General features: G+C 61.7%; 14 protein-coding genes. 7 read left to right on the top strand and 7 right to left on the bottom strand.

The window, feature by feature from the left end:
* Window positions 1-22: 22 nt before the first annotated feature.
* Together ACJ8IM_RS20510 and ACJ8IM_RS20505 are read left to right on the top strand one after the other, a co-directional pair.
* Window positions 23-919 carry an alpha/beta fold hydrolase gene (locus ACJ8IM_RS20510; protein ID WP_033653097.1) on the top strand — a complete coding sequence of 299 codons (897 nt, stop codon included), beginning with the start codon at window positions 23-25 and terminating at the stop codon, window positions 917-919.
* Window positions 906-1,808 carry an alpha/beta hydrolase gene (locus ACJ8IM_RS20505; protein ID WP_033653098.1) on the top strand — a complete coding sequence of 301 codons (903 nt, stop codon included), beginning with the start codon at window positions 906-908 and terminating at the stop codon, window positions 1,806-1,808. Before ACJ8IM_RS20510 ends, ACJ8IM_RS20505 begins: the two co-directional genes overlap by 14 nt.
* 47 nt (window positions 1,809-1,855) lie before the next feature.
* Here ACJ8IM_RS20505 and ACJ8IM_RS20500 read toward each other — a convergent pair whose 3' ends face one another.
* Complete coding sequence (locus tag ACJ8IM_RS20500) at window positions 1,856-3,289, bottom strand: NAD-dependent succinate-semialdehyde dehydrogenase (protein ID WP_033653099.1); 1,434 nt, start codon at window positions 3,287-3,289, stop codon at window positions 1,856-1,858.
* Between the two features lie 196 nt (window positions 3,290-3,485).
* Between ACJ8IM_RS20500 and ACJ8IM_RS20495 the strand changes: the two genes are divergently transcribed.
* Together ACJ8IM_RS20495 and ACJ8IM_RS20490 are read left to right on the top strand one after the other, a co-directional pair.
* Window positions 3,486-4,313 (top strand): AraC family transcriptional regulator, encoded by an 828-nt coding sequence (locus ACJ8IM_RS20495; protein WP_033653100.1) that lies wholly within the window; start codon window positions 3,486-3,488, stop codon window positions 4,311-4,313.
* 98 nt (window positions 4,314-4,411) lie between these two features.
* A complete protein-coding gene (locus ACJ8IM_RS20490) occupies window positions 4,412-5,380 on the top strand; it encodes a DMT family transporter (protein WP_033653101.1) in 969 nt (322 codons plus the stop codon).
* A gap of 27 nt (window positions 5,381-5,407) precedes the next feature.
* On the opposite strand, the gene fusA is transcribed toward ACJ8IM_RS20490, so the two are convergent.
* On the bottom strand, window positions 5,408-7,513 hold the full coding sequence (gene fusA / locus ACJ8IM_RS20485; protein WP_033648394.1) for an elongation factor G: 2,106 nt from the start codon (window positions 7,511-7,513) through the stop codon (window positions 5,408-5,410).
* A 238-nt stretch (window positions 7,514-7,751) separates the two neighbouring features.
* Complete coding sequence (locus ACJ8IM_RS20480) at window positions 7,752-8,000, bottom strand: glycine zipper domain-containing protein (protein WP_004938127.1); 249 nt, start codon at window positions 7,998-8,000, stop codon at window positions 7,752-7,754.
* 221 nt (window positions 8,001-8,221) lie between these two features.
* Between ACJ8IM_RS20480 and ACJ8IM_RS20475 the strand changes: the two genes are divergently transcribed.
* Window positions 8,222-9,718: an alpha/beta hydrolase gene (locus ACJ8IM_RS20475; RefSeq protein ID WP_033648393.1), complete on the top strand. Its 1,497-nt coding sequence runs from the start codon at window positions 8,222-8,224 to the stop codon at window positions 9,716-9,718.
* A gap of 32 nt (window positions 9,719-9,750) precedes the next feature.
* Here ACJ8IM_RS20475 and ACJ8IM_RS20470 read toward each other — a convergent pair whose 3' ends face one another.
* From ACJ8IM_RS20470 to ACJ8IM_RS20455, 4 genes are all read right to left on the bottom strand, one after another.
* Complete coding sequence (locus tag ACJ8IM_RS20470) at window positions 9,751-10,788, bottom strand: ABC transporter ATP-binding protein (RefSeq protein ID WP_033653102.1); 1,038 nt, start codon at window positions 10,786-10,788, stop codon at window positions 9,751-9,753.
* Window positions 10,785-12,368 (bottom strand): ABC transporter permease, encoded by a 1,584-nt coding sequence (locus ACJ8IM_RS20465; protein ID WP_033653103.1) that lies wholly within the window; start codon window positions 12,366-12,368, stop codon window positions 10,785-10,787. Before ACJ8IM_RS20465 ends, ACJ8IM_RS20470 begins: the two co-directional genes overlap by 4 nt.
* A gap of 33 nt (window positions 12,369-12,401) precedes the next feature.
* Complete coding sequence (locus tag ACJ8IM_RS20460) at window positions 12,402-13,418, bottom strand: iron ABC transporter substrate-binding protein (protein WP_033653104.1); 1,017 nt, start codon at window positions 13,416-13,418, stop codon at window positions 12,402-12,404.
* A gap of 275 nt (window positions 13,419-13,693) precedes the next feature.
* The gene (locus tag ACJ8IM_RS20455; protein ID WP_033653105.1) at window positions 13,694-14,269 is read right to left on the bottom strand and encodes a hypothetical protein; all 576 of its coding nucleotides are present in this window, start codon (window positions 14,267-14,269) and stop codon (window positions 13,694-13,696) included.
* A 710-nt stretch (window positions 14,270-14,979) separates the two neighbouring features.
* On the opposite strand from ACJ8IM_RS20455, the gene ACJ8IM_RS20450 reads away from it, so the two are divergent.
* Window positions 14,980-15,249 (top strand): hypothetical protein, encoded by a 270-nt coding sequence (locus tag ACJ8IM_RS20450; RefSeq protein WP_033653106.1) that lies wholly within the window; start codon window positions 14,980-14,982, stop codon window positions 15,247-15,249.
* A 175-nt stretch (window positions 15,250-15,424) separates the two neighbouring features.
* Window positions 15,425-17,044 carry an ABC transporter substrate-binding protein gene (locus ACJ8IM_RS20445; RefSeq protein WP_033653107.1) on the top strand — a complete coding sequence of 540 codons (1,620 nt, stop codon included), beginning with the start codon at window positions 15,425-15,427 and terminating at the stop codon, window positions 17,042-17,044.
* The last annotated feature ends 97 nt before the right edge of the window (window positions 17,045-17,141 follow it).

The raw sequence follows: 17,141 nt of genomic DNA, 5'->3' as shown, positions 1-17,141 counted from the left end.
TAATCCTTCAGGGAGTCACCCCATGCAATACCTACAGAACGAGATCCCGTTGGCGGATCTCGCGGCGGAACATGTCTATCTCCAGGTCAACGGCCGGCGCCTTCACTGCGTGATGGCCGGTGAAGGGCGGCCGGTGCTGCTGATCCCCGGCTGGCCGCAAACCTGGTACACCTGGCGCCATGTGATGCAAGCGCTGGCGGCGGCCGGTTTTCAGGCGATCGCCGTCGATCCGCCGGGCATCGGCGATTCTGACAAGCCCGCTGGTGGCTATGACACCGGCAGCATCGGTGCGACATTGCACGCGATGATGGCGCAATTGGGCCATGAACGTTACCAACTGGTTGGCCACGACATCGGCATGTGGATCGGATACGCCATGGCGAGCGATTTCCCGCAGGCGGTGGAGCGTCTGGTGCTGACGGAGGCGGTGATCCCCGGTCTGGCGCCGCCGCCGCCGATTTTCGTCGCGCCGGAGGAGAACATTTTCCTGTGGCATTTCATGTTCAATCAGCTGGCGGATTTGCCGGAGACCCTGACCCAGGGGCGTGAGCGGGAGTATCTTGGCTATATCTTCAATCGCTGGTCCTATCGGCGCGATCGGGTGGCGGCGCAGGTGTATATCGCGGCTTACTCAGCGCCTGGCGGCCTGCGCGCCGGGTTCGACTATTACCGGGCGATCCCGGAGACCGTGCGGCAGAACCGCCTGCGCGCCGCCACGCCCCTGACGATGCCGGTGTTGACGGTGGGGGCCGAGCACGCCACCGGCGACGCGCCGCTGACGACGCTGCGGGGCAATGCGCACGATCTGCGGGGCGAAACGGTCGCCGGCTGCGGGCATTTCATTACCGAGGAGTGTCACGAGGCGTTTATCACACTGATTACGCCGTTCCTGGCAGGAGAGCCGCATGCCGCTCGATGAACGCATTGCCGCTTTTTTGACGGCATCGGCCGATGCGCCGCCTCCCGCGTCGCTGGCGGAAATGCGCGCGGCCACGGAAACCGGTTTACGCCAGCTGCAGGGCGAGGCGGAACCGAGCGGCGGCGTCAGAGACGTTACGGTGGTCGCCGCCGATGGGTATCGGATCGCGCTGCGCGCCTATCTCCCAGCGGGGGAAAACCGCGCCGCCGCGCAGCCGGCGATGCTGTTCGCCCACGGCGGCGGTTGGTGCCTCGGTTCGCTGGCGCTGTACGATCGGCCCTGTCAGGCGCTGGCCAACGCCACCGGCCGGGTGATCCTGTCGGTCGACTACCGTCTGGCGCCGGAATACCCGTTTCCGCAGCCGCTGGAAGATGTCTATCAGGCGCTCTGCTGGGTGGCGCAACAGGCGCCGCAGTTGGGGATCGACGCGCAGCGCCTGGCGGTGGGCGGCGACAGCGCCGGGGGCAATCTGGCGGCGGCGGTCGCGCTGCTGGCGCGGGATCGCGGCGGCCCGCACATCGAGCGCCAGCTGCTACTGTACCCGGCGCTCAGCCGCGAGATGGCGACGACCAGTTATCGCGAGTTTGCCGAGGGGCACTTTCTGACGCGCGACGCGATGGTATTTTGTTGGCAGCAGTATCTGGCCCAGCGGCGCGATCCCGGCGCCGAACCGCTGCACGCCGCCACGTTGCGCGGGTTACCGCCGGCCACCATCCTGAGCTGCGAATATGATCCGCTGCGCGATGAGGCCGAGCAGTATGCGCAACGGCTGCGCGAGGCGGGCGTGCCGGTACGCTGCGAACGGTTGCCGGGCATGGTGCATGCCTGTATTCACATGCTGGGGCTGACTCCGGCGGCGCGGCGGCTGTTCGAGCTGGCTCGCGAGTAAAAAAAACCCCGCACTGCGGGGCTTTTGGCTATTTATTCGGCGTTCGATTAACGGCCGGCGACGGTGACGAAGCGGGTTTCCAGGTAGGATTCGATCGCTTCGCTGCCGCCTTCGGTGCCGTGACCGGAGTCCTTCACGCCGCCAAACGGCGTTTCCGGCAGGCCGAAACCGATGTGGTTGATGCTCAGCATGCCGCTCTCCACGTCTCGCCCCAGCGCATTGACGGTGGCGATGTTGCGGCTGTAAGCGTAGGCGGCCAGGCCGTACGGCAGGCGGTTGGCTTCGGCGATCGCCTCGTCATAGGTGGCGAACGGGCGCAGCAGGGCAACCGGGCCAAACGGCTCTTCCGACATGGCGCGCGCGCTCAGCGGCACGTCGCGCAGTACCGTCGGCTCGAAGAAGTTGCCTTTGCCCGCCACGCGCTTGCCGCCGGTGCAGGCTTTTGCCCCGTGGGCGACGGCATCCTGCACCAGCGCCTCGATATTGTCGACGCTGCGGCCCAGCACCATCGGCCCCATGGTGACGCCGTCTTCCAGCCCGTTGCCGAGCTTGAGTTCACGCACGGCGGCGGTGAATCTCTCCACGAAGGCTTCATAAACGCCTTGCTGAATCAGGAAGCGGGTCGGGGCGATACAGACCTGGCCGGCGTTGCGGAACTTGGACTGCGCCAGCTCTTTGGCCGCCGCGTCGAGATCGGCGTCGTCGAAGATCAGCACCGGCGCATGGCCGCCCAACTCCATGGTGGCCTTTTTCATATGCTGGCCGGCCAGCGCCGCCAGATGCTTGCCCACGCGGGTGGAGCCGGTGAAGGAGATCTTGCGAATGGTCGGATGCGGGATCAGGTATTCCGAGATTTCCGCCGGGGTGCCGTACACCAGCGCGATCACCCCGGCCGGGATGCCGGCGTCGGCGAAGGCTTTGATCAGCTCAGCCGGCGAGGCCGGCGTTTCTTCCGGGCCTTTGACGATGATGGAGCAGCCCGCGGCCAGCGCGGCGGACAGCTTGCGCACGATCTGGTTGATCGGGAAGTTCCACGGCGTGAAGGCGGCCACCGGGCCGACCGGCAGCTTGAGGGTTTGCTGCTGCACGTCGCGGGCGCGGGACGGAATGATCTGCCCGTAGGTGCGGGTGGCTTCGCCAGCGAACCAGTCGATAACGTCGGCGGCGTTGAGAATTTCGACTTTGGCCTGCGCCACCGGTTTGCCCTGTTCCTGCGTCATGACGGCGGCGATGGCATTGGCGCGTTCGCGCAGCAGCGCCGCCGCTTTGCGCATCAGGTTGGCGCGCTGGTGCGCAGCGGTGTCGCGCCAGACGTTAAATCCGCGCTCGGTGGCGGCCAGCGCCAGATCGAGATCCTCTGTGGCGGCGTGCGCCACCTGACCGATTACTTCGTCGGTGGCGGGGTTGGTGACCGGCAGAGTTTTCCCGGCCAGCGCGTTGCGCCATTGTCCATCGATATACAGTTGAGTATCCGGATACATTGTTGCCTCTTGTTTGCGGAGTGTCAGGGGCCGATGAGCTTCGCGATGCGGCGCGCCTGAAAGGGACAGGGACCTTAACCCTACGCCGAATGGCGGCGATCGTCCAGGCGAGGGGCACGAAAGCGCCAGGGCGGCTACTCAACCGGCGATGTTTTGGCTATGCTGAGCAGATTGTCAGCACGGACGAGGAGGTCGAGTGCAAGGGGTACCGCAACAGTTTCCGTTCGAGAAGGATTGCGCGCAGTTCCGCCATTTGTCGCATCTGCCGGGCGTCGAACTCTATCAGGCGCACATTGAGCGCTATGCCTTCGAGCCGCATACCCACGACGCCTTCGCTATCGGCACCGTAGACACCGGGGCGGAGCGTTTCCGCTATCGCGGCGCGCAGCATCTGGCGGCGCCGGGCGCGCTGGTACTGATGAACCCCGACGAGCTGCATACCGGCGAAGCCGAAACGCCGGGCGGCTGGTGTTACCGCATGCTCTATCTGGCGCCCGAGGCGCTGGAGCAGCTGTCCGGCGATCGGAGCCAGTGGTTCACCGATGCGGTGCGCCACGATCCGCGGGCGGCGCAGCGCCTGTCCGCCATTCTCGCCACGCTGTGGCAAACCGACGATCCGCTTACGCTGGACGGCCTGCTGTTGGAGGCGGTCGAGCTGCTGTACCCGCATATCCGCACCGGGCAGCGGGAAAAAGCCGAGGCGGCGCACCGTTTCGAGGTGGTGAAAAGCTACCTGCACGATAACTTCGCCGAGGCGGTGACCCTCAATCAGTTGGCCGAGCTGGTGTCGCTCAGCCCGTACCATTTTCTGCGCAAGTTCAAGGCCGAATACCACGTTTCGCCGCAGCAGATGCTGATGGCGATCCGGCTGTCGCAGGCCAAACACATGCTGGAGCGCGGCATGCCCGCCGCACAGGTGGCGGCGGCGGCGGGGCTGACCGATCAGGCGCACCTGACGCGCGCCTTCGCCAACCGTTACGGCGTCACGCCGGTGCGTTTCCAGAAACAGGTGAAATTGGGCTAAAACAGCAACCTGCTACAATAATTCCTCCCCGCGTTTTCGCTACTCTGCCGTTATCTTGTCGGGCGGGTTGGCCGCGCCGGCCGTTTGTCGGAGTCGTTATGTTCATTGGCGTTGTGTTTGCCCTGGCCGCCGGGCTGATGTGGGGATTGATCTTTGTCGGCCCGCTGCTGGTGCCGGATTATCCCGCCGCGCTGCAGTCCACCGGGCGCTATCTGGCCTTCGGGCTGATCACCTTGCCGCTGGCCTGGCTCGATCGTCGCCGCCTGCGCAAGCTGCGGCGCCAGGATTGGCTGGAGGCGCTCAAGCTGACGGCCATCGGCAACCTGCTGTACTACCTGTGCCTGGCCAGCGCCATTCAGCGTACCGGCGCACCGGTGTCGACCATGATCATCGGCACCCTGCCGGTGGTGATCGCCCTCTGCGCCAATCTGTTTTACGGCCGGCACGACGGGCGACTGGCCTGGAGCAAGCTGGCGCCGGCGCTGCTGCTGATCGTCTGCGGGTTGGCGTGCGTGAACGTCGCCGAGCTGCGCGGCAATGCGCTGCCGGTCGACGGCTGGCGCTATCTCAGCGGCCTGGGGCTGGCCGTGTTGGCGGTGGCGTGCTGGACCTGGTTCCCGCTGCGAAACTCGCGCTGGCTGCGGGAAAACCCGACGCAGCGGCCGGCCACCTGGGCCACGGCGCAAGGGCTGGTGACGCTGCCGCTGGCGCTGCTGGGCTATCTGGCGGTCTGCGGCCAATTGGCGCTGAGCGAACCGGCGTTCGCCTTGCCGTTCGGCCCGCGCCCCGAGGTGTTTATCCCGCTGATGCTGGTCATCGGCGTGTTCTGCTCCTGGCTGGGGGCGCTGTGCTGGAACGAAGCCAGCCAGCGGCTGCCGACGGTGTTGGTGGGGCCGCTCATCGTGTTCGAAATTCTGGCGGGGTTGGCCTATACCTTTCTGCTGCGCCAGGCCTGGCCGCCGCTGCTGACGCTGGCCGGCATCGTCTGCCTGATCGCCGGCGTGGTGTACGCCATGCGCATCAAGCCGCAGCCGGTGGTGGTGGCGCTGGAAGACAAGCAGGGGTGACGCCCGCCGCGAAGGCGGGCGCGAGGGTTAACGCTTGCTGTGGTGAATGATCTCTTCGGCCACGTTGCGCGGCGCTTCGGCGTAGTGGCTGAATTCCATGGTGTAGGTGGCGCGGCCCTGCGACATCGAACGCAGGGTGGTCGAGTAACCGAACATCTCGGACAGCGGCACCTTGGCGCGGATTTCCTTGCCGCCGCCGCCCGGGATCTCTTCCATGCCCTGCACCAGACCGCGGCGTGAGGAGAGGTCGCCCATCACGTTGCCGGCGTAATCTTCCGGCGTTTCCACCTCCACCGACATGATCGGCTCAAGGATCACCGGATCCGCCAGGCGGCAGGCGTCTTTGAAGCCGAAGATCGCCGCCATGCGGAACGCCTGTTCCGACGAGTCGACGTCATGGTAAGAACCGAAGGTCAGGTGCACCTTGACGTCTACCACCTGATAACCGGCCAGCACGCCGTTGTTCAGCGCCTCAAGCACGCCTTTTTTCACCGCCGGGATAAACTCGCCCGGAATGACGCCGCCCTTGATCTCATCGAAGAACTCGAAGCCTTTGCCGGGTTCGTTCGGTTCGACGGTCAGCACCACGTGGCCGTATTGCCCTTTACCGCCGGACTGGCGCACAAACTTGCCTTCCACGTCGGCCACCCGTTTGCGGATGGTTTCGCGGTACGACACCTGCGGCTTGCCGGTGGTGGTCTCCACCCCGAATTCGCGGCGCATGCGATCGACGATAATCTCCAGGTGCAGCTCGCCCATGCCGTAGATAAGGGTCTGGCCGGATTCTTCATCGGTGCGCACGCGGAACGACGGATCTTCCGAAGAGAGGCGCTGCAGCGCGATGCCCATTTTCTCCTGGTCGCCCTTGGTCTTCGGCTCAATCGCCTGGGCGATCACCGGCTCGGGGAAGGTCATGCGTTCCAGCGTGATGATGGCGCCGGGGTCGCACAGCGTATCGCCGGTGGTGACGTCCTTCAGGCCGACGCAGGCGGCGATGTCGCCGGCGTGCAGCTCGTCGATGTCCTTACGATCGTTGGCGTGCATCTGCACGATGCGGCCGATGCGCTCCTTTTTGCCCTTGATCGGGTTGTAAACGCTGCTGCCTTTGGCCAGCACCCCGGAGTAGACGCGCACGAAGGTCAGCTGGCCGACGAACGGGTCGGTCATCAGCTTGAACGCCAGCGCCGAGAATTTTTCGTTGTCGTCGGCTTTGCGGGTGATGATTTCATCATGTTCGCCGTGGCCCTCCATCGGCGGCACGTCGAGCGGCGAGGGCATCAGCTCGATCACCGCATCCAGCATGCGCTGCACCCCTTTGTTGCGGAACGCCGAGCCGCACAGCATCGGCTGGATTTCGCCGGCGACGGTGCGCACCCGCAACCCGTGGACGATCTCCTCTTCGCTCAGCGGCACCTGGTTGAGGTATTTTTCCATCAGCTCTTCCGAGGCTTCGGCGGCGGCCTCAATCATGTTTTCGCGCCACTCCTGCGCTGAATCGCGCAGCTCGGCCGGGATCTCTTCGAAGCTGAAGTTCATGCCCTGCGAGGCTTCGTCCCACAGGATGGCCTTCATCCGCACCAGATCCACCACGCCGCTGAAGTGGTCTTCGGCGCCGATCGGAATAACGATCGGCACCGGGTTGGCCTTCAGGCGCTCGATCATCATTTTGCGCACGCGGAAAAAGTCCGCGCCGATGCGGTCCATCTTGTTGACGAACGCCAGCCGCGGCACCTTGTATTTATTGGCCTGGCGCCAGACGGTTTCCGACTGCGGCTGCACGCCGCCCACCGAGTCATAGACCATCACGGCGCCGTCCAGCACGCGCATCGAGCGCTCCACTTCAATGGTGAAATCGACGTGGCCGGGGGTGTCGATGATATTGATGCGGTGCTGCGGATAATTATGCTGCATGCCGTTCCAGAAGCAGGTGGTGGCCGCCGAAGTGATGGTGATGCCGCGTTCCTGTTCCTGCGCCATCCAGTCCATGGTCGCCGCGCCGTCATGCACTTCACCCAGCTTGTGGCTGACCCCGGTGTAAAACAGAATCCGCTCGGTGGTGGTGGTCTTGCCGGCATCGATATGCGCGGAGATGCCGATATTGCGGTAACGTTCGATAGGGGTGGTGCGAGCCATAATCAACCTTTCTTAGCCGCGTGAAGGAGAGCGGCTTAAACAGCATGGATAATGGTGATAATCCTCATAGGGTTATCTGCCGGATCGCAGAGCCTCGCTCTGGTCACAAACTAATCGTAGTTGAAGGCGTTGGTTTTTTTAAGCGATGGCTGTGATAGATAAAAGTTTGCAAGCAGGTGGAGGAAAGGGCGAAAAAAAAGGCCCGTAACGGGCCTGTTGTCGAGCGGCGAATTCGCCGTTATTTGCGTCCCAGCAAGAAGCCGAAAACGATGCCGACCGCCGCCGCAACGGCCACGCCGGCCAGCGGGTTGGCTTCCACCTGGGTTCTTACGCTGTCCGCTGCGTCTCGGGCGGCATAGCTGGCCTGGGAGGCGTATTTGCGCGCCGCGCCGCGCACCTGATGCTCCGGCGAATCGACGGCTTTGCCGAACGCTTCTTCTACCGCGCCTGCGGCTTCATTGGCTTTGTCTTCCGCTTTTCCAAACATGCTGCTCTCCTGTTCCTTGTGGGTTAACGAACCTTAAGCCTAGCAGGTGAACGGCACTTTTTGCAGCATTATGTGCGTTATAAGAGCAATCTGAGCAAAGAAAAGTCTTGCCGGGCGCGCGGTGACGGCTTCACCCGCGCGGTTTTTTGTGTTCTATTGGCTAGCGGTTTAACCGAGTACCGTTAACCTTTGACCGATTCGTTGCGTTGAAAGGACTCCCCATGTCAGTACTGCGTATTCTGGCGCTGCTCGCCGCGACCGCCGCCGCATTGCCCGCCCAGGCCAGGCCTGCGGCTCACGGCGCGGCGGCCGAGAACGGCATTCGTTGGCAATCTTGTCTCAACAGCGGCTTTCAACGCTGGTTCGATGAGCCGCCGCCGCCGGGGCTGCGCTGCGGCTACCTTGAAGCGCCGCTGGTGTACGCTACGCCTCCTGCTCATGCGGCGCGGGCGGGCGAACAGACCGTGCGGCTGGCGCTGACCCTGCTGCCCGCTACCGGGCCGAAAAAGGGCAGCGTGGTGATGATCAGCGGCGGGCCGGGTCTGCCGGGCATTAACCCTTATTTAGGCAACGACGCCCACGTCGCCAGACTGCGAAAATCCTACGACATCATCGGTTACGATCCGCGCGGCGTCGGCCAATCGACGCCGAAAATCTCCTGCCAGCTGGCCGAAGGCGACGAAACCCCGTCACCGGACGACAACGACGTGGCCGGTGCGGAAAGCCAGACGCGCACCCTGATTGCCGCCTGTATCAAACAGACCGGCGCGGACGTGCTGCAACATATCGGCACCGACGAAGCGGTCAACGATCTGAATGCGATCCGCCACGCGCTGGGCGAACCGGGGCTGACGGCGGTGGCGTACTCTTACGGCACCAAGGTGGCGGCGCTGTATGCCGAGCGTTTTCCGAAGAAAACGCGCGCGCTGGTGCTCGACGGGGTGGTGGATCTGGCGGAGGACGATTTCACCCAGCGGCTGAACCAGGAGCGGGGTTTCCAGCAAAGCTTCCTGCGCTTCGCCGCCTACTGTGGAAAAACCGACAGCTGCCAGCTGGGTGGCGGCGCCAATCAGGCGCTGCAGCGCTATCACGCCTTGCTGCGCAAGCTGCATGAGCAGCCGTTCGTCACCGCGGCGGGGTATGAAATCTCCGCCGACGACGTGCTGACGGTCACGCGTTCGCTGCTGCTGTGGCCGGAGCGTTGGCATGAGCTGGCCACCGTGCTGCGCCAGCTCGATGCCGGGATCGCCGGGCAGCAGGTTTCCGATCTGATCGACGAAAGCTATTCGCCGGATGCCGATGACGCCCTGAACGTCATCACCTGCGCCGACGTCGCCAACCCGACGGCCGATCCGCAGCAGTTGCGCCGGCAGCGGCAGGAGATCAATACCGCCGCTTTGTATGCCCACTATCTGCCGCTGCACGAATACCCGCTGGAGATGTGCGATCTGTGGCCGTATCGCGGCAAAGATCGGCCGCACACGCCGGTGGCGTCCGCCGCGCTGCCGCCGCTGCTGTTCGTCGCCCAGCGCTACGATCCGACCACGCCGTACCGCAACGCGCAGGTGATGGCCGCCGCCTTTAAAAGCCCGCTGATCACCCGCGAACGCGACGGGCATACGCTGGCGCTGAACGGCATCGACAGCTGCGTTGACGAAAGCGTAGTGGATTATCTGCTGGCGCCGAAAAAGCCGCGTCGCGACAAAATTTGCCGTTGAGAAGGCCAGGCGTTGGCCCGGTCTTAAGTGAGTCAACCGGCGAAAATATGCGCCTGGCCCATCACGTTGAGATTGACCTGAGAACCGGGCTGCAGGCCTTCGCGGCTGACGGTTTTGATCTCGATTTGCGCGCCGCCGGCGGCCATTTGCAGGTTGAGCGTAGAGACGAAGCCGGCGAAATCGATGCCGGTGATCACCGCCTGGCCGCGCTGCGCCGGATCTGACAAACCGATTTGAATCTGCTCCGGGCGCAGCATGATGCGCGCCGGGCCGCTGCGTTGCCGATCGTCGACGGCGATGCGCCCCAATGCGCAGTCGGCCCAGCCGTGCGCCAGTTCGGCGGTCAACACCAGCGTTTCGCCAAGGAAGCTGGCGGTCGGCTCATCGACCGGCCGCAGATAGAGATCTTGCGGCGCGCCCACCTGCGCCAGCCGGCCGTTGCGCATCACCGCTACCTGATCGGCGAACGACAGCGCTTCGCTCTGATCGTGGGTAACAAGAATCGACGCCACCTTGGCCTCCGTCAGCAGTTCGGCGACCGCTTTGCGGGTGGCGGCGCGCAGGCCGGTATCCAGCGCCGAGAACGGTTCGTCCAGCAGCATCAAACGGGGCTGCTGCGACAGGGCACGCGCCAGCGCGACCCGCTGTTGCTGCCCGCCGGACAGCTCGTGCGGCCACAGCGCGGCCAGACGGCGATCCAGCGCCACCATCTCCATCAGCGCCTCGATGCGCCGCTGTTTCTCACGCTTGCTGCCTGTAAGGCCAAAACCGATGTTGCCGGCGACGGTAAAGTGCGGGAACAGCGCGCCATCCTGCGGAACGAAGCCGATGCCGCGCAGATGCGCCGGCACCCAGCCGCCGCCGTTGCCCATGGCTTGCCCCTGCAGCAGGATCTGGCCGCCGTCGGGGATTTCAAAGCCGGCGATGATGCGCAGCAGGGTGGTTTTGCCGGAGCCGGAAGGGCCGACGATCGCCGTGCGGCTGCCGGCGGCAACCTGCAGGTCGATGCGTTCCAGCACCCTGATGGCGTTATAGGATTTTTCGATACCGTGCAGTTCGAGCGTGCTCATAGTCCCGCCGTGCGTTTAGATTGAGAATAAAGAAGCCAGGTGAGCGGCAATGACAGCGCCACCATAATCAGCGCATAAGGCGCGGCGGCGACGTAGTCTATCTCGCTGGTCAGCGCCCAAAATCCGGTGGCCAACGTGCGGGTGCCGTTCGGCGCCAGCAGCAGCGTGGCGGTCAACTCATTGGCGATCGCCAGGAACACCAGCGCCGCGCCCGCCGCGGCACCCGGCGCCGCCAGCCGCAGCGTAGTGCTCCACAGCGCCTGCGCCGGCGATTTGCCGAGGCTGCGCGCCACGTTTTCCAATTCCACCGGCGCCTGTGCGATGCCGGCACGCAGATTGATCAGCGCCCGCGGCATAAACATCAGCAAATAGGCCAGCAGCAGGGTGATTTCGGTTTGGTAAATCGGCCGGAAGCTGTGAATGGTGATGGTCACCAGCGCCAACGCCACCACGATGCCGGGCAGCGAGCTGGTTACGTAGTTACAGCCTTCCAGCACGCGGTACAGCCGGGCCGGATAGCGCACCGACAGCCAGGCCATCGGAATGGCGCACAGCGTGATCAGCAACGCGCCGACGGCGGACAGCGACAGCGTTTGCCACAGCGCGGGCCACAGTTCGGCGTTGCGCCACGCCTCCCATCCGCCCAGCCACAGCCAGCGGGCCAGGGTGATGAAAGGCACGCCCAGCGCCAGCGCGGTCAGCGAAATCGGCAGCAACAGCGCCAGCGCGGCGAGCGGCAGCGAAAGGCGACGCGGCGTTTGGCTGCGGGCGCTGCCGGAACCAACGCGGGCATAGCGCGCGCGGCCGCGGCTGAGAGCCTCAAGCAACAGCAGCCCGAGGCAGCACAGCACCAATACGCCGGCCAGCATGTTGGCCGCCGGGCCGTTGAAGGTCGACTGGAACTGATCGAAGATCGCGGTGGTGAAGGTATCAAAGCGGATCATGGCATACAGGCCATACTCCGCCAGCAGGTGCAATGCGATCAGCAACGAACCGCCCCAGACCGCCAGCTTCAGCTGCGGCAGCACCACGCGAAAAAACACCGCCGGCGGCCGGGAACCGAGCGAGGTGGCGACGTCTTCGATGCCGGGATCCAGACGGCGCAGCACGGCGGCGGCCGGTAGGTAAATGAACGGGAAATAGGCGAGCACCGAGATGAAGACCCCGGCGCCCAGGCCGTGCATCGACGGCACCAGGCTGATCCAGGCATAGCTTTGCACAAAGGCCGGCACCGCCAGCGGCGCGGTGGCCAGTACCGCCCAGAGGCGGCGGCCCGGCAGCGTAGTGCGCTCGGTCAACCAGGCCAGGGCTACGCCCAGCACGGCGCAGATCGGCAGCGTCAACACCACCAACAGCAGGGTGTTCAACAGCAGTTCCGCCACGCGCGGGCGGAAAACCAGAGCTTTGACCGTTTGCCAGCCGGTTTCAAACGCCACGCCGATAACGAATCCCAGCGGCAGCAGCGCCAGCAGCGACAGCAACACGGCGCTGGCCACCACGATCGCCCCCGGCCGCGGGTGACGGGGGGCAATAGAATAACGCCGCGCGGTCTGCGCGGCGTGGGTACTCAGGTTTGACATAACGATCAAAAACTCTCGGTTTGCCGGCCTGCCTTACAGCAGGCCCGCCTCGGTCATCAGTTCGACCACTTTTTTACCGTTCAGCTGCGCGGCGTCTACTTTCGGCGCGTCCAGATCTTTCAGCGGCACCAGTTTCGGGTTGGAGGCCGCGCCGACGCCGACGGCGTATTCGAAAGCGTTGTTGGTGCGCAGGATCTCCTGGCCCTGTTTGCCGGTGATCCACTTGATGAACGCCTGCGCCTGCTGCTGATGCTTGCTGGAAGCCAGCACGCCGCCGCCGGAGATGCTGACGAACGCGCCCGGATCCTGATGTTTGAAGTAATACAGCTTGATGTTATTACTGTTTTCGCCGGTTTTTGCGCCGTCCACGAACGGGTAGTAGTGATAGATCACGCCGCTGTCGACCTGGCCGGCATTGACCGCTTTCATCACCGTGCTGTTGCCCTTGTAGGCGGTGAAGTTGGTTTTCATCGCTTTCAGCCACTCCAGCGTTGCTTTTTCACCTTTCAGCGCCAGCAGCGCGCTGACGATCGCCTGGAAATCGGCGCCAGACGGCGAGGCGGCCCAGCGGCCTTTCCATTCCGGCTTGGCCAGATCCAGCAGCGACTTCGGCAACTGCGCGTCGGTCAGTTTGGCCGGGTTGTAGACGAACACGGTCGAGCGGGCGGCGATGCCGGTCCAGCGGCCGTGGCTTGGGCGATACTGCGGTTCCACCTGGGCCAGCGTCGCGGCGTCCAGCGGGGCGAATAGCTTGGCGTTATCCACCAACACCATCGCCGGGGAGTTTTCCGTCAGGAACACGTCGGCAGGCGAAGCGCTGCCTTCCTGCACCAACTGATTGCCCAGCTCGCTGTCGCCGCCGTTGCGTAGCGTGACCTTGATGCCGGTGTCTTTGGTAAACCCATCGACCCAGGATTTCACCAGGTTTTCATGCTGGGCGTTGTAAATGACGATGCCCTGGTCGGCGGAGGCCGCCTGAGCGCCGAAGGCCAGCATCATCGAGGAGGCGAGCAGGGCGATGGGGCCGAGAGATGAAATACGCAGCTTCATGCAGTTATCCTTTTTAGCGTTCGAATGAGGAAAACGAATATCGCCTGGCAAGCGCAAGCAGGCCGATTTTAGCCAAGAACATCAATAATGATAGTGAAAACGATTCGTATTAAATTATTTTTGACGATCGCTCACAAAATGAATTGCCTTAAGGATAAGTTAAGTTTCGGCTGGAATAATCTGTATTGATTGCCTGAATAGAATTGGGACGTGTTATCTCACAGTGAGCGGCCAACCTGCCATCGCAGGCGGCCGCCCGTCAGGCTTGCTTCTTGTCACGCCGGCACAAACTCACCGTTGCCGACGCCGAAGAATTGCCCGTTGATACTGCCAGCGTACTGCGGCGGATGAACCAAAGAGGTCAGCACCCGACCATTCTCCAGTAGCGTCAGGACGATCGAACCGGGGTTGATGGCCAGTTGCAGGGTTAACGGAACGCCGATCAGATTTTCGGCATCGGGCACGGTGCCTTGCAAATAGATTGTCGGGATGTTGATGTTACCGTCTGAGCCGGTGCCGGTGGCCTGGCCGATAAAACGCACCGATGTACCGCTTGATGGGGCATTGGGACCAATATTGGCGAGCTGTGCGGAAATTTGCACGGTCTCCGCATGTGGCGCGCAACCACACCCGCATCCACAACCCTGGAAGCTGAAGTAGCCGCAGATATTTTGTTGGCACCCGCATCCACACAAGGATTGCGGATGCACTTGCTGGTTGAACGCCGGTTTCAATTGCGGATGTTGGTTGAGCAGCGCCTGCCGGCTCTGCACTTCCGCGTTATAGGCGTCACGTGATTGTTTATTCAATGTGTTAGCCTGTTCAGGCGTAATATCTTGCAATGAAGGCATAGGTAAACTCCTGTGATTTTTGCTGAGTCAGTCTGAAGTGCATATCACGCTGAATCCGGTTAACCACCAGACAGGTAATTGCATCTGAATGGAAATAGTCATTGCCCTCGAAGGAAAACGGTATGGCAAGCAGACCGTTGCATCCTATCCTCACGGCAAGTTTTTATATTTCCCGTTTGCTCTTTCGGTAATTATTTTTTATTCAATCATTCGCCAATTATTGGTTTTATAACCGGCGGTAGCTTCATGTACATCTCGAAGCCATTTAAAGGTAGTTAGGTGTTATGGCGATATCAAGAGGGTTTTTTAATGTTATTTTTAAATTGAAATGCTACTGATTTCTTCTGTCTATTATTTTGGTGTTAACCTTTTCTTGCAACCAATTAATTAATATGGATTAAGTGGTTGTTGTATTTCATCTCGTTGATTTATATTGAATTATTTTGTCATTATCTTTTTTTTGTAAATATTCTCAGTGTATTCATGGAGGTGACGGGTAAGTGTGGATTTACATTTGACTTACATCAGTTCCTTGTCAACGCTGTAATGGCAATTAAGCTGTTGCAATGTTGACGTCTTGTTATCGATTGGCGTTCTTTTTCTTCAGTCTTTTCATATCGTTCTTCAGCGTTTCGTTCAGGTATTAATAACACGGGCTGTCAACGCGAATGACGAATCATATTCAATAAGAAATCGTGAGAGAGGTACCTATGTCTAATGGACCGTTTTATACCAATCCTATCGTGGTCATCGATGTAGCTAATGATTGCGTGCATGTGGAGATGGCGATCGATGGAGGATTATACGAAAACGTGTTTCCGCTGTCGGTAGCGACTAATGAACCCTATCCGAAATTGCTGGTGAATCTGGCGATCCAGGCACAGGCGAGCGGTAAATCCTTAATGGTGTGGGGGGAACCCGGCCCAGAGCCGGTTAAAGGCCTGCCGCTGTTTGGTATCACGACCGTGAACATCAAGTAGAGGACGGCAACGCACATTGTGTTTGAAAGCGAAAAGCGCGGTGAGGGATATTTCTTTGATAATGAAAGAAATTCAACACCGCTTTTGGTTATGACTCATAGCGATTAATGATTTAATTTATTCCACTGCCTAATTGCATATTGAACGCGATAAAACACTAATCAGGGATATCGACGTGAAATATTCATTTAATGGCAGTAAATTGGCTGGTTTAATCCTCCTGGCTTTTAACGTGGCGATCGCTCAGGCGGCCGAGGTGCCAGCGGGCGCTAAACTGGCGCCGGTACAGGAATTGGTGCGTGCCAACGGGTATGAACCGGCGACGCTGGATCCGAACCTGGCCGAGAGCAATGTGGAGTTCTACATCTTTAACGATCTGTTCGAAGGGCTGCTGCGCGTCGGTAAAGACGGCGAAGCGGTCCCGGCGCTGGCGCAGAAATGGGAGCATCAGGGCAACGTCTGGATCTTCCATCTGCGGCCGCAGGCCAAATGGTCGAACGGCGATCCGGTGACCGCCGACGATTTTGTCTACAGCTGGCGGCGCCTCACCGATCCGAAAACCGCGTCGCCGTACGGCAGCTATCTGGCTTCGGCCTACGTGCTGAATGCCGCGGCGATCAACGCCGGCAGCAAACCGCCGAGCGAGCTGGGCGTCAAGGCGCTGGACGCGCACACCCTGCAAGTGACGCTGTCGGAGCCCAACTCCTACTTGCTCAAGCAGCTGGTGCATTTTCCGGTCTTGCCGGTTAACCGCAAGGTGGTGGAGCGGTACGGCAAGAACTGGACTCAACCGGCGCATTTTGTCGGCAACGGCGCATTTCGCCTCAGCCAGTGGGTGGTGAACGAAAAGGTGGTGGTGGAGCGCAATCCGCAGTATTGGGACAACGCCAACACCGTGCTCAACAAGGTGACGTTCTTACCGATACAGGGGTTCCCGGAAGTGGCGCGTTTTCGCGCCGGTGAGGTTGAGTTGGGGTATACCACGCCGCCGGAGCTGTATCAGCAGCTGAAAAAAACGCTCGGCGAGCAACAGCTGGTGACCTATCCGCTGCTCTCCACCAGTTACTTCGCCTTCAACAATCGCCAGGCGCCATTTAACGACCTGCGGGTGCGCCAGGCGCTGAATCTGGCGCTCGACAAAGAGATTATCGCCGGCAAGGTGCTGGGATACGGCCAACAGCCGGCCTGGACCTTTACCCCAACGGGGGCGGGTGGCTATAGCCTGCCGCCCGGCGCTGCGGCCGGCTGGACGCCGGAACAGCGGCACGCCCAGGCGAAGCAGTTGCTGGCGCAGGCCGGTTTCAACGCCGAGAATCCGCTGCGCTTTACCGTGCTGTACAGCAACGACGCCACCATCAAGAAGATCGTCATCGCCGCCGCCGCCATGTGGAAAAAGAACCTTGGGGTAGAAGCCCGCTTGCAAAGCCAGGAGCGTAAAGTGACGCTGGATAATATCAACCGCGGGCAGTACGGCGTGGCCTTTACCCGCTGGCTGGCGGACTATAACGATCCGTCTACTTTTCTGAACGTGTTCCGTTCCGACAGCAGCGAGAACAGCGCCAAATACCATAACCCGGACTATGACCGCATTCTGCACCAGGCGACGGCGGCGCAGACGCCGCAGCAGGTGCAGCGCTACTTCCAGCAGGCCGAGGCGGTGCTGGCCGCCGATACGCCGGTGGCGCCGGTGTACTACGAGGCCAACGCCACGCTCATTAAACCTTACGTGAAGGGGATCGACTTTACCCGCCAGGGCGCCTTGTACGATAAAAACGTCTACCTTCTCGAGCACTGAGAAATATAAAAGCGGCTGATTTATATCAGCCGTTTTTATAGATTCGTGTTTAATAACATTATCCTAAATACTCCATAAACGACGGGCAATCTTTTCT

The sequence above is a fragment of the Serratia sp. CY33525 genome (assembly GCF_052169115.1).
GTDB lineage: Bacteria > Pseudomonadota > Gammaproteobacteria > Enterobacterales > Enterobacteriaceae > Serratia > Serratia sarumanii.
Note: the sequence above shows the minus strand (reverse complement) of the source record. Positions and strands in the feature narration are given on the sequence as shown.